Origin of the sequence: Bacillus sp. 105MF (genome assembly GCF_000374885.1) — a bacterium.
Lineage (GTDB): Bacteria > Bacillota > Bacilli > Bacillales > Bacillaceae_G > Bacillus_A > Bacillus_A pseudomycoides.
This window is the reverse complement of sequence record NZ_KB895565.1, coordinates 39,965-52,027: the sequence shown is the minus strand read 5'-3', so window position 1 is coordinate 52,027 and position 12,063 is coordinate 39,965. Positions and strand designations below refer to the sequence as shown.

The window sequence follows — 12,063 nt, the reverse complement described above, 5'->3', positions numbered from 1 at the left end:
ATAAATCCTCTCTATTCACCCGCAACGAACGAATCGCGAACACGTTTCCAAAATGGGAATGGGCGAAAACGAACGAATCTCACCTTCTCGTTTGCAACGCGGTATTGAATTGACTTTACGTCTTGATGAACCATCGTTAAATGATCGACCGTAATTTGTAAATTCATTCCTGCCGATGGCTTTAAAACACATGTATGGTGCTTCGGTAAAACAAGCGGTGAACCAACTGTACGGAACACACGGTTATTAATCGAAGCCATTTCCGCAATTTGTATCGCTTCAATCGAAGGATGAATGATTGCTCCGCCTAGCGCTTTATTATAGGCTGTACTTCCAGAAGGAGTAGAAATACAAAGACCGTCCCCGCGGAACGTTTCAAAATATTCTCCGCGAATTTCCACCTCTGTTACTAATGTTCCTTCTGCGCTTTTTACTGTCGCTTCATTCATTGCTAAATACTGTGATTCCTTACTTCCATTCACATAGCGAATAATGACTTCTAAAAGCGGATATTCCACCACTTGAAACGGTGTTTTCGCAATTGCAATCACAAGTTTTTCTACTTCTGTTGGCAACCAATCTGCATAGAACCCTAAATGTCCTGTATGTACACCAACAAAAGCTGTCTCATCTAATCGATTATAGTAACGATGAAACGCGTATAAGAGCGTCCCATCCCCCCCAACAGAAATTACAATATCGGGTTCCGCCTCATCCATTGTAAACCCAAAATCTTGCAAGTAACCTGTCATTGTACTTGCAAGTGCGTTTGATGATTGATCTCCCTTTGACATAATTGCAAATTTCATCGCCCAACACCCTTTAGTTTATGATTCGGATTCTTTCGCTTCTTGTTTGCGCGAAAAAACCTTTTGTGCTTCTTGAATTTCAAGACGAATCGAAGACATTTCTTCATCTAATAAAAATGCTGCTTCTGCCGCACGCTGAAGGCGCACTTTAATATCTTCTGGAAAACGCCCACTATATTTGTAATTTAAAGAATGCTCAATTGTTGCCCAAAAATTCATTGCTAATGTTCGAATTTGAATTTCAACTAATACTTTTTTCTCTCCACAAATCGTTTGAACAGGATAACTAATTACAACGTGATATGAACGATAACCACTTTCTTTCTTTTGCGTCACATAATCTCGTTCTTCCACAATTTCAAAGTCATTTCGTTTTCGAAGATATTCGACAACAGGCTTAATCTCATCAACAAATTGACACATCATCCGAAGACCAGCGATGTCCTGCATTTCTTCTCCGAGTCGGTCAAGCGGTACATTTCTCTTTTCCGCCTTATCAATAATACTTGCAACCGACTTTACCCGACCTGTTACAAACTCGATCGGAGAGTGTTCTGTTAACATTGTAAACTGAGAACGCATTCCTTTTAATTTCACTTTTAGCTCTGCCACCGCTTGGTGGTACGGCGCTAAAAATTCTTCCCAATTACGATTCATTTCAACCACCACCAAAGTCAATCCATTTGCTTATAGAAATACCTTTTCTACAGTCGTTACAAGTTCTTCTCCGTAATTTGCATTACCTTCAATATTTTCAATTAAATATTCCACTTCTTCTTTCAATTGTGCTAATTCAATTTCAGTATTATTTACACGAACAAACATTGCTTTATCATTCTTCATTGCACTGTGCATTGCTTCCCAACATGTATGCGGAATACTTACATAAATGAATGCTGATTCGTTTTCTAAAATATATAAAAATGATAAATGATCTGAGTCTACAAGTACGTGATTACGCGCCTTTAACTCCTCCACTTGTATTTCAATATTTTCCGCACAAAAAATAAGAGCATTCTCTCTTTCTTCTACGCTCTTAACTTGGATTTTATTTTGCATGCTCTAACTCCTCCATATCAACTTCCTGTCTTACTTCACACTATTATTGTATCATAACATAGACGCAAACAAATAAAACATTGAACCAAATTTGCGAAAAAGCGATAATGTCTAAAGAATTACTCTTAAGAAGGAGCTTATACAATGACACAAGAAATTGAAATTGAATTTAAAAATATGGTCACAGAAGAAGAATTTCAAGCATTATGCGATGTGTTTTCTATCGAATCATTTACAAAACAAGTGAATCATTACTTTGAAACACCTCATTTTTCTTTAAAAGCAGCAGGCTCTGCTCTTCGTATTCGTCATAAAGACGGAGCTTATACATTAACTTTAAAACAACCAGCTGAAATTGGGTTACTGGAAACTCATCAACCTTTAACAGCACGAGAAGCACAACTAATGATGGAAACAAACGGGCTCATTCCAGGCCCTGTAGCAGATCAACTACATGCCCTGCAAATCCCTGTTTCTACTTTAGCTTATATGGGAAGCTTAACAACAGAACGAGCAGAAACTACATTTAAGGGCGGCACACTTGTATTTGATCATAGTTTCTATTACAATCACGATGATTATGAACTTGAATATGAAGTACAAGATGAAGCAGCGGGCAAAGCTGATTTCCTCAATTTATTGAACAAATACCATATACCTGTTCGCCATACAAAAAATAAAGTGCAACGCTTTTTTCTTGCCAAACAAAACAAAGCACGCTAAAGTGAAACTTCCATTAGTAGAAGTTTTTTCTCACTGATGGAAAGCCCTCACCAATCGGGCTCTTACGGTCAGTCCTTCCCTCTTTGTTTTTTCTTCTTTGAAAAGGAAGGTTACTGATTGTGAGTAGCTGGGTAAAATGGAACTTCCATCAGTAGGTGCTTTTCCTACTAATGGTTCACCTTTACCAATGTTGCACTTATATTTAGCTTTATCTTAAGGAAAAAATGGGCAAAGGATTACACAAGAGCTGTTTAGTTGCTCTTCGTGACAATCCATTGCTACAATAGATATACATTTGATGGAAAAAGGAGTTTATACAGGATGAACAAGCAACCGATGACACCATTTGAAGCAATTGGCGGTGAACAAGGCATTGCAGCATTAGTCGATACGTTTTATTCCTATGTCAGTAAACACCCTGACTTATCTCCCATCTTCCCAGACGATTTGACAGAAACAGCCAGGAAGCAGAAGCAATTTCTAACGCAGTATTTAGGTGGGCCGAATTTGTATACAGAGGAACATGGTCACCCTATGCTAAGAGCACGCCATCTCCCTTTTGAGATTACATCAAAGCGCGCGAAAGCCTGGTTAGCATGTATGGAGCAAGCAATGGAAGATACAGGAGTACAAGGGCAGATTCGAGAATTTGTTTTTGAACGTTTAGCATTAACTGCGCAGCATATGGTCAACACTCCAAACGAAACAGGTGAAGCGTAATGGATAAACAGGAAGCAAAGCATATGCGCATTCCTTCTCTTTCCAAATGCGAACATAAATCTGTGGAAGCCTATTTGTTTATTGATCCACTTTGCAAAGATTGCTGGGAAATCGAACCAGTCATCATTAAATTATGGCTCGAATACGGAAAATATTTTTCGATTCGGCACATATTAACCGGCAAAGTGGAAGGGGCAATCGCCTCCCCACACAAATGGAATAAACCTGCTAATATTCGATTTGTGTGGGAAAAGACAACAAGTTTGCACGGCTTTTCATGCGATGGAAAAGTACATATGCAGGACGCCTCATCTACACCGTATTTAGTTTCTATGGCAATTAAAGCAGCTGAGTTGCAAGGTCGAAAAGCAGGTTCGAAATTTTTACGGAAACTTCAAGAATACATTTTTCTTGAAAATGTATCAAAACCAGATTTGGAATCACTACTTGCATGCGCACAGCAAAGCGGCATTGATGTAGAAGAATTTAAAAAAGATTTACATTCGATTAGTGCAAAAAAAGCATTTCAGTGCGATTTAAAGTTCACAAACGAAATGCACATTACCGAAATCCCTTCTCTCGTATTCTTTCATGCAAATTCAGATGAAGAGGGCATTAAAATTGCAGGAATTTATTCGTATGATGTGTACGTACAACTCTTAAAAGAAATTGTAAAATGTGACATTGAGCCAGCACCTTTACCACCACTGGAATTCTTATTAGAAATGGTCCAATTTATGTCATCAAAAGAAATTGCATTTATTTATAACTGCTCAGAGCAAGAAATAGAACGAGAACTAAAAAAATTGTCATTAAAAAGAAAAGTACGAATGATTGAAGTGAAATGCGAACGTTATTGGAAATGGATTGCAAAAGAAAAAGACCTGGTGTAAACACCAGGTCTTTTTCTTTACGGCTTATAAAAATATTAAAGGGGATGGGAGAAATTTTCACGTTCAAACAAAGGGGTATATGTTTGTATGTGAATTCGTTCACGCTTATTATATTACAAGATTCGACGTCAGATGACAAGCCTTTTTGTCGAATTTCACACTTTTGTCACATTCTAAACGTTTTCATTACTGAATAAGCTATGAAAAGAAGCTTTTTAGGAGGGATTTTATGAAAAAAACACATATCTTCTTTCTACTATTTGGCATTTGTATTTCTTTTTTTCTGTACATCCTTTCACTATTACAAGCATTTCCAAAGATGATTGCCTTGCCTCTTTTGTTTGCAGTCATTGTTATTGGCCTCTCTTATTTCAATCATAGAAAGCGGTTCAAAGGTTTTTAAAAAGAAAGAAGGCGAGAAATCCCACTCTCGCCTTCCCTCTTTCGCTATTATTTACCTTCAAATAATAGCGCTTCTAATTCATTTAACTTCTCTTCAAATACTTGTAATGCCTCTTTAACAGGCTCTGGTGATGCCATATCTACTCCTGCTTTTTTCAATACTTCAATTGGATAGTCGGAGCTTCCAGCTTTTAAGAATTCGTTAATATAACGTTCTACTGCTGGTTGTCCTTCTTCTAAAATTTGCTTTGATAAAGCTGTTGCCGCACTAAATCCTGTTGCATATTGATAAACATAATAGTTGTAATAGAAGTGCGGAATACGAGACCACTCTAAACCAATTTCTTTATCGATGACTAAAGCATCGCCAAAGTATCTTTTATTTAAATCATAGTAAATCTCTGTTAACATATCTGGCGTTACTGCATGGCCTTCTTGTACCTTTTTATGAATGATATGTTCAAATTCAGCAAACATCGTTTGACGGAATACAGTTCCACGGAATCCTTCTAAATAATGATTTAATAAATATAAACGTTCTTTCTTATCTTCTGTCGTTTTTAATAAGTAATCATTTAAAATTGCTTCGTTACAAGTTGATGCAACTTCCGCAACGAATATGGAATAGTCACCATATACATGTGGCTGTGTTTTTCTTGTATAGTAGCTATGCACAGAATGACCAAACTCATGTGCAAGTGTAAATAAATTATTTACATTATCATGCCAGTTCATTAAAATATACGGATTTGTTCCATATGCACCAGATGAATACGCACCGCTTCGTTTTCCTTTGTTTTCATATACATCTACCCAGCGATTTTCATATGCTTCTTTCAAAATCTCAACATACTCATCACCAAGGACGTTTAAAGATTTCAACAGAATCTCTTGTGCCTCTTCATATTTCACATTCATTTTCACTTCTGGTACAAGTGGTGTATATAAATCGTACATATGCAGTTCATCAAGACCTAGTGCACGTTTACGAATATCAATATAACGGTGCAATAAATGTAAGTTATCATTTACTGTCTCGACAAGTTGGTCATATACTGTTTCAGGTATGTTATTATTGCTTAACGCAGCTTGGCGTGCAGAATCGTATTTACGAACGCGCGCGTTGAAATTATTACGTTTCACTGCACCACTAAGTGTGCTTGCAAATGTATTTTTATATTTCCCATACGTTTCAAAAACAGCATGGAATGCATCATGACGAACACGACGATCATCGCTTTCTAAAAATTGAATATAACGGCCATGTGTTACTTCTACTTCTTCACCATTTTCATCTTTAATAGATGGGAATTTTAAGTCCGCATTATTAAGCATACCAAATGTATTACTTGATGCACTCATAACCTCAGATGCTTCTGCTAACAATGCTTCTTCCGCCTCTGACAGTACATGCGGACGCTGACGTGTAATTTCTTCTAACGCATGTTCATACACACTTAATTCTTTATTTTCTTGTAAGAACGACTGTAATTGTTCTTCTGAAATTGTTAAAATTTCAGGAACGATATACGCCATGCTGCTGGACGCTTGAGAATATAAGTTTGTTGCTCGATCATTTAGCGCTTGATAAGCAGAATTTGTTGTATCTTGATCGTAACGCATATGAGCATATGTATATAATTTTCCTAATCTCATTGAGACTTCATCTTCATATTGTAAAGCTTCTAATAATGAATCAGCAGAATCACCAAGTTTCCCCTTAAATTCAGTTAACTTTGGTAGTAATTCTTTTACTGCTTGAAATTCTTTTTCCCATTCTTCATCAGTTTGGAAAACATCTTCCAAACGCCATGTGTTCATTTCTTCAATCTCACTGCGGTCTGGCAATGTTTTTGCTGTTTTTTGATTAGACATCAATAAAAACCCCCTTTTAATCTCTACTAGTACAATTCGATTCTGCTTATGTAATTCCTTCAGGATACTCCTTTATTATATCCGCTTTTCCTTTTCCCATGTTGTACTTTGTTTCAAACAAAGATAGTGCATGTGACAAACAAAGCGCATCATATTCCTTTATTTCTCCCTCTGTTTTTGGCATTGCAAATTGTCTCGTTTTTCGATACTTATGCACATCCACTTTTTCAATCATTCCTACTTTACATAAAAATGTTACATACTCTATGATTGCCAATTGCCATACATGTTGCGAAAAATACGGTAACGCGCGCCTTTGAATACTACGCTTTTTATTTACATAGTAAAAAACAGCATGTAATGAAAAATATTCTCCAATTTTAAATTTGCCAATAAAGTCTATACAAAGAAGAGCCTGCCATACAAAAGGATGTGTTTGAAATGCAAATGCAGATGGAAGAGGAACACCAATTTCAGATGGAAAACAAGAGGGAGAAAGGTGATATTGATATAGAAGATGTAAAAGTAATTTATGACTATAATTCCATATTGGAAGGACATTCGTTCGAAAGTAGGTCTTTTTATTCTGCCATTCCCGCTCCAATCGTTCTTTCGTAATTGGTGCTTGGCAAAAGAGTTTCTCAAAAGTAACGGTACGTACCGGGAAATACATGATCTGTGAAAAATAAACCTTTGCAGAAAACGGGGTAAGAAGTTCGCATTTCAGAAATGATTTTTTATTTGGACAAAAAAAGAGAAGTGAAGGCTGAGGATAAGATTGTATGCAGAGAAAATGAAACGAGGATAATGAGATCCAATAAGCAGAGTGCCTTTTCAGTTGATTTCCACCTAATATCCAAATGATTTGTATCCCTATTTCCCAATAGGAACGCGTTCGTTTTAATAACTGCTCAGTGGATAAAGAGGCGCATTGATATTCAATTGCAATCCGTCTTCCTTTCATTTCAATAAACAGATCGGGTCTTTGGCGAATCTCTGGGAGGTAATGTTCGATTTTTACATGAAATCCTTGCGACTTGAGCCATCTATATAACTGGTCCTTCCCGCGCATATGATAAGCGGATTCAGGCTCAAATGAAACGAGGCACTGATTTAATTTTTTATGAGCAAAATGCCATCTCTTTTGCTTCCCTAACTTGAGCTGCACCTCTCGCCTGCAAATCGGGCAAAAAAAGCGTTCCTTCTTTCGCATTGCAAGTAGCTCCTTTTCATTGCAGCTTTCAAGAAGGTGAACTTTCCCTCCATTTTCTCTCCTTGCAACAAACATAATACCACATCCTTTCTATACCGCTTTGTATTCTACAATTTATTACAAATTCCTTTTTAGACAAAAAGAGGACGTCCTTGTAAGAACATCCTCCTCATAATAAAGGTGATAATAAACGATATGCCGATTCTACAATTCGCCTATGAAGGCGGCGTTTATGAAAATGATCCACATGAATTTCACTGGATTCTTGTAAATCCTCCTCAAAATCCTTAACAAGCTTTCGAATACTATCCGTATCATATAAAAAGGCATTCACCTCAAAGTTTAAATGAAAGCTTCTCATATCCATATTCGCTGTCCCAATTGATGCTAAATCAGAATCGACAATGACAATTTTACTGTGAAGGAAACCTTTTTCATATTCGTATACCTTTACCCCTGCATCTAATAACTCTGGAAAATAAGACCTTGATGCATAAAACACCGTTCGTTTATCCGGTTTACTCGGCATTAATAAACGGACATCAATGCCCGCAAGAGCTGCTACTTTTAATGCAGATAAAATATCATCATCTGGAATAAAATAAGGTGTAGCAATCCATATAGACTTCCTTGCCGAAGCGATCATTGCAAAATAAAGATGCTTAATTGTCTCCCATTTATTATCTGGCCCACCTGCGACAAGTTGGACACCGCCCCAATGATCTCCATCCACTGCTTCCGCCTGTAAATATTCAGGTGCTAATACTGCTTCCCCTGTCATATAAAACCAGTCTTGTACGAATATGAGCTGCAGGCTTTGAACGGCCTCACCTCGTAAATACAAATGCGTATCTCGCCAAAATCCAAAATATTTATTTTTCCCTAAATACTCATCACCAATATTCAGTCCGCCCACAAAACCTTCATTTCCATCAATGACAACGATTTTTCGATGATTTCGATAATTAATTTTATCGTTCAAAATCGGAAAACGCACTGGAAAGAAAGGAATCATCTCGACACCTGCATCGTTTAATTCATCAATATAAGCATTTGACAGCTTAAAACTTCCAACCGCATCATATAAAAAACGGACGGTAACACCTTCCTGCGCCTTCTGAATTAAAATGTCTTTAATTTGTGTACCAAGCTTGTCATCACGTACAATATAATATTCCATATGGATATGATGCTTCGCTTTTTGCAATCCTGCTAAAATCGCTTGAAACGTTTCATCCCCATTCGTTAACACTTTTGTTTCTGTCTGAAATGAAATATTTAACGCACCAAGCCGATCCGCTAAATGAAATAGCAGTTCTTGATGTTTATGATTCTGTAAAATGCGTTCTTGATAATCTTCATGTCCTTTGTACTGTAAGAAAGCTTGTTCATCCAAAAGAGCCTTCTTTTGAAACATTCGTTTTCTGCGGAAGTTTTGTCCAAACAATAAATACGCAAAGAAACCAAATACAGGAAAAATACCGAGTACAATTAACCATGTCAATGTTTTAGATGGATGCCGATTTTCCAAGAAAATAACACAGCCAATTAAAAATGCAGAAATAGTAAATACAATACTTATAATTCCTAAAAACGAAATATCTTTTATGCCTATAACATCCGAATAAAATGCTACATCAATAAACATTCGTAACGAAACAAACACTGCGAATAAACCTAGAAAAAAGAAAAGTAACTTTAATGTATTTTTCATTCCTACCCCCCTTACTTACATAGCTTTTCTACTCTTATCATACCCATCATATAAAAAGCCGATTTCATAATATTGAAATCGGCCTACGTTTTAGGAGAAAAATGACTGCGAATCGTCTCAAGTGCGCGTTCTTTAACAACCTGTTTACCGTACTCACTTACACGGTGAACCGTTAAAGTAGACTCTTCCCCATATTCTAAAATAATACTTAAAATACGGTCAATTTCTTCTTCATCGTGTAGCACTTCATCAAATTCAACATATACATAATAGCGGTCTTCAAACGAATACAATTCATCTTTTATATCTTCAAATATAAGACGATGACTTAACGAAATAACGTCTTCAAAATCATCAAATTTAATTAAAAAACCAAATGTTCCATCTTCGTTAAAGTTTGTTCCCGCTTCCATCTCTTCCTCTAACTCTTGTTGAAATAGTGATTCAATCCGCTCATCTAGAGGAATATCAATGATTTTATCTAGACCTATTGGTAATTCTAATTTTTGTCCATCTTTTGAAAGCTGTGCTTTCGTTACAAGTACTTCAATGCCTTTATCCATCGCCTGTACTTGGATCCATAGTGGCCCATCAATAAAGAAATCATCATGATCGCGAGCTTCATCCATCATTTCCCAAAACAATTGTTCGCTTCGTTCACGACTGGACCAAATCTCTTCTCGATTAAACCCTCTATCTTCTATATCAACGTACGTAATAAAAAACTTCATCGTATGATCGTTAATTCTTTCAATGTCCAAAATCCAACTCTCCCTTCCTATTCGGAATTGTTATGAAGGGATTCCCCACTCATATGACAAATCAATAGATTCTTGTACTTTCATTTTATGATAAGATTCTCCAGAATGGAAATAAAATCGTTTCATTTTAGAAAAACAGTCATTCGCCTAGATTATTCTATGCTAATACATCATACTTTCTTCCTCTTATATATTCCATTATATACACTTGCGATATAAATTCCCTCATTCCTTCTTAATAAAAAATCGGACATACAATTCCACCTAGCGCCGTACAATTGTAATAGAGCTGGTCAAGCTTTTTCGTTTCATACATACAACTGCACCTATATTACTGATTAAAACAGAATAAATGGAGGCAAAATGATGGAGTTAGATTTTTTGACATCTATACTAATGATTGTCGGTATCGATGTTGTACTAGGCGGTGATAACGCAATTGTAATTGCGCTTGCAAGCCGAAACTTACCTGAATCTAAACGGAATAAAGCTATTTTTATTGGTACGGTCCTAGCAATCGTGCTGCGAATTCTCCTTACAATACTTGCTGTATACTTACTCGATATTCCCTTCTTACAACTTATTGGCGGCATCCTACTTACACTGATTGCCGTAAATTTACTAACCGACAATAATAATGACCTTTCTTCTATACAAGGAAAAACGACATTATTTCAAGCAATCCGTACAATTGTATTTGCCGATCTCGTTATGGGTTTTGATAATGTCCTTGCGATTGCTGGAGCGGCTCATGGGAATTTTACACTCGTAATTATCGGATTATTAATTTCTATCCCTATTATTATTTGGGGAAGCAAACTCATCTTACTATTTATGGAGCGGTTTCCTTTTCTCATTTATTGCGGAGGAGCAGTTCTTGCTTACACGGCTGGCAGAATGATCACCCATGAAGCGAGACTTGCGAACTTTTTCCAGCACAACCCGGCCTTTGCAACAAGTATACCCTTCCTCTTTATTTTCACAGTATTAACAATCGGGTTTATTGTTCAGCATATCAAATTAGGGAATGTAAAGTAAAACTTGTATTTCTTGATTTGATATAGATTTATATAAATCCAAATTAAAAAACCAACATCAAACCATTCTTTTGGGTGGAAGAGAGCATCCGGCCATTCATAGAAGCAACTTATATAGCAAGGTTATATACAAATAACGAGACAAATAATGAATATATGTATGCAAAAACCTTCTACTGTAAAGTAGAAGGTTTTCATATACAAAACTTTTATTGTTAATTTACAAGACGCTGTGCCTCACGTAACTGAAATGTTCTTACTGTACGTGGTAAGAAACGACGAATTTCATCTTCGTTATAACCTACTTGAAGACGTTTTTCGTCAATCATAATAGGACGACGTAAAATGCCTGGGTAGTCACGAATCATCTTATATAAATCTTGAAGTGGTAAAGATTCTAAGTTAACGTTTAACTCTTGGAAAACTTTCGAACGAGTTGAAATAATCTCATCCGTTCCGCTTTCTGTCATGCGTAAAATTTCTTTAATTTCCTCAATCGTTAATGGATCTGAGAAAATATTACGTTCTGTATAGGGAATATGATTTTCCTCTAGCCATAATTTCGCCTTTCTACAAGACGTACAACTTGGAGAACTATATAGTGTTACCATACAAGACTCACTCTCCTTAAAGAGTACAGATTCTGTACTAATTACAGTTTGAATTTCTATTTCCCAGCAATTCTTCACCATGACTTGTCTTACAACAAAATGAAAAATTGCTTTCGATGTAAACAACAACTTATGAGCAAGCAACTTTTAATAAACAACAATTACTTTAAATAAGTAACTTCTATAATCATTATACAATAGATTCAGAAAGAAATACACAGTAAATTTCCTTATTAATAGGGAAAA

The 12,063-nt window shown here is 36.2% G+C and carries 13 protein-coding genes; 5 read left to right on the top strand and 8 right to left on the bottom strand.

The genetic code is table 11. The features are described from left to right. Window positions 1–11: 11 nt before the first annotated feature. From C564_RS0100255 to C564_RS0100245, 3 genes are read right to left on the bottom strand one after another with little or no spacing between them, the layout of a single operon-like run. Entirely contained in the window at window positions 12–809 is a 798-nt protein-coding gene (locus C564_RS0100255; RefSeq protein ID WP_003195940.1) for an NAD kinase, read from the bottom strand. An 18-nt stretch (window positions 810–827) separates the two neighbouring features. Then, a complete protein-coding gene (locus tag C564_RS0100250) occupies window positions 828–1,466 on the bottom strand; it encodes a GTP pyrophosphokinase (protein ID WP_016113795.1) in 639 nt (212 codons plus the stop codon). 30 nt (window positions 1,467–1,496) lie between these two features. Further along, window positions 1,497–1,868 carry a hypothetical protein gene (locus C564_RS0100245; RefSeq protein WP_006093951.1) on the bottom strand — a complete coding sequence of 124 codons (372 nt, stop codon included), beginning with the start codon at window positions 1,866–1,868 and terminating at the stop codon, window positions 1,497–1,499. 144 nt (window positions 1,869–2,012) lie between these two features. Here C564_RS0100245 and C564_RS0100240 point away from each other — a divergent pair, with 144 nt between their 5' ends. From C564_RS0100240 to C564_RS36035, 4 genes are all read left to right on the top strand, one after another. Further along, on the top strand, window positions 2,013–2,591 hold the full coding sequence (locus tag C564_RS0100240) for a CYTH domain-containing protein (protein ID WP_006093952.1): 579 nt from the start codon (window positions 2,013–2,015) through the stop codon (window positions 2,589–2,591). A gap of 321 nt (window positions 2,592–2,912) precedes the next feature. After that, window positions 2,913–3,311, top strand: coding sequence for a globin domain-containing protein (locus C564_RS0100235; RefSeq protein ID WP_018764015.1), 399 nt, complete (start codon window positions 2,913–2,915; stop codon window positions 3,309–3,311). Further along, window positions 3,311–4,204 (top strand): ClpXP adapter SpxH family protein, encoded by an 894-nt coding sequence (locus C564_RS0100230; protein ID WP_018764014.1) that lies wholly within the window; start codon window positions 3,311–3,313, stop codon window positions 4,202–4,204. The genes C564_RS0100235 and C564_RS0100230 overlap by 1 nt, the downstream gene beginning before the upstream one ends. A gap of 267 nt (window positions 4,205–4,471) precedes the next feature. Beyond that, window positions 4,472–4,585 carry a hypothetical protein gene (locus tag C564_RS36035; protein ID WP_157837860.1) on the top strand — a complete coding sequence of 38 codons (114 nt, stop codon included), beginning with the start codon at window positions 4,472–4,474 and terminating at the stop codon, window positions 4,583–4,585. 69 nt (window positions 4,586–4,654) lie between these two features. On the opposite strand, the gene pepF is transcribed toward C564_RS36035, so the two are convergent. From pepF to mecA, 4 genes are all read right to left on the bottom strand, one after another. After that, the gene (pepF, locus tag C564_RS0100220) at window positions 4,655–6,481 is read right to left on the bottom strand and encodes an oligoendopeptidase F (protein ID WP_018764013.1); all 1,827 of its coding nucleotides are present in this window, start codon (window positions 6,479–6,481) and stop codon (window positions 4,655–4,657) included. A gap of 46 nt (window positions 6,482–6,527) precedes the next feature. Then, window positions 6,528–7,769 (bottom strand): competence protein CoiA, encoded by a 1,242-nt coding sequence (locus C564_RS0100215; RefSeq protein ID WP_018764012.1) that lies wholly within the window; start codon window positions 7,767–7,769, stop codon window positions 6,528–6,530. Window positions 7,770–7,863: 94 nt separating this feature from the next. Continuing rightward, a complete protein-coding gene (gene cls, locus C564_RS0100210) occupies window positions 7,864–9,408 on the bottom strand; it encodes a cardiolipin synthase (protein WP_003195932.1) in 1,545 nt (514 codons plus the stop codon). A gap of 83 nt (window positions 9,409–9,491) precedes the next feature. Further along, window positions 9,492–10,169 carry an adaptor protein MecA gene (gene mecA / locus C564_RS0100205; protein ID WP_003195931.1) on the bottom strand — a complete coding sequence of 226 codons (678 nt, stop codon included), beginning with the start codon at window positions 10,167–10,169 and terminating at the stop codon, window positions 9,492–9,494. 366 nt (window positions 10,170–10,535) lie between these two features. On the opposite strand from mecA, the gene C564_RS0100200 reads away from it, so the two are divergent. After that, window positions 10,536–11,207, top strand: coding sequence for a TerC family protein (locus tag C564_RS0100200; RefSeq protein ID WP_018764011.1), 672 nt, complete (start codon window positions 10,536–10,538; stop codon window positions 11,205–11,207). A gap of 214 nt (window positions 11,208–11,421) precedes the next feature. Here the strand turns inward: C564_RS0100200 and spx are convergent, their stop codons facing one another. Continuing rightward, window positions 11,422–11,817 (bottom strand): transcriptional regulator Spx, encoded by a 396-nt coding sequence (gene spx, locus C564_RS0100195; RefSeq protein WP_000258267.1) that lies wholly within the window; start codon window positions 11,815–11,817, stop codon window positions 11,422–11,424. Between the last annotated feature and the right edge of the window lie 246 nt (window positions 11,818–12,063).

Coding starts and splice junctions, on each gene's coding strand:
- C564_RS0100255 (WP_003195940.1), bottom strand. CDS start 809: ATGAAATTTGCAATTATGTCAAAGGGAGATCAATCATCAAACGCACTT.
- C564_RS0100250 (WP_016113795.1), bottom strand. CDS start 1,466: ATGAATCGTAATTGGGAAGAATTTTTAGCGCCGTACCACCAAGCGGTG.
- C564_RS0100245 (WP_006093951.1), bottom strand. CDS start 1,868: ATGCAAAATAAAATCCAAGTTAAGAGCGTAGAAGAAAGAGAGAATGCT.
- C564_RS0100240 (WP_006093952.1), top strand. CDS start 2,013: ATGACACAAGAAATTGAAATTGAATTTAAAAATATGGTCACAGAAGAA.
- C564_RS0100235 (WP_018764015.1), top strand. CDS start 2,913: ATGAACAAGCAACCGATGACACCATTTGAAGCAATTGGCGGTGAACAA.
- C564_RS0100230 (WP_018764014.1), top strand. CDS start 3,311: ATGGATAAACAGGAAGCAAAGCATATGCGCATTCCTTCTCTTTCCAAA.
- pepF (WP_018764013.1), bottom strand. CDS start 6,481: ATGTCTAATCAAAAAACAGCAAAAACATTGCCAGACCGCAGTGAGATT.
- C564_RS0100215 (WP_018764012.1), bottom strand. CDS start 7,769: ATGTTTGTTGCAAGGAGAGAAAATGGAGGGAAAGTTCACCTTCTTGAA.
- cls (WP_003195932.1), bottom strand. CDS start 9,408: ATGAAAAATACATTAAAGTTACTTTTCTTTTTTCTAGGTTTATTCGCA.
- C564_RS0100200 (WP_018764011.1), top strand. CDS start 10,536: ATGGAGTTAGATTTTTTGACATCTATACTAATGATTGTCGGTATCGAT.
- spx (WP_000258267.1), bottom strand. CDS start 11,817: ATGGTAACACTATATAGTTCTCCAAGTTGTACGTCTTGTAGAAAGGCG.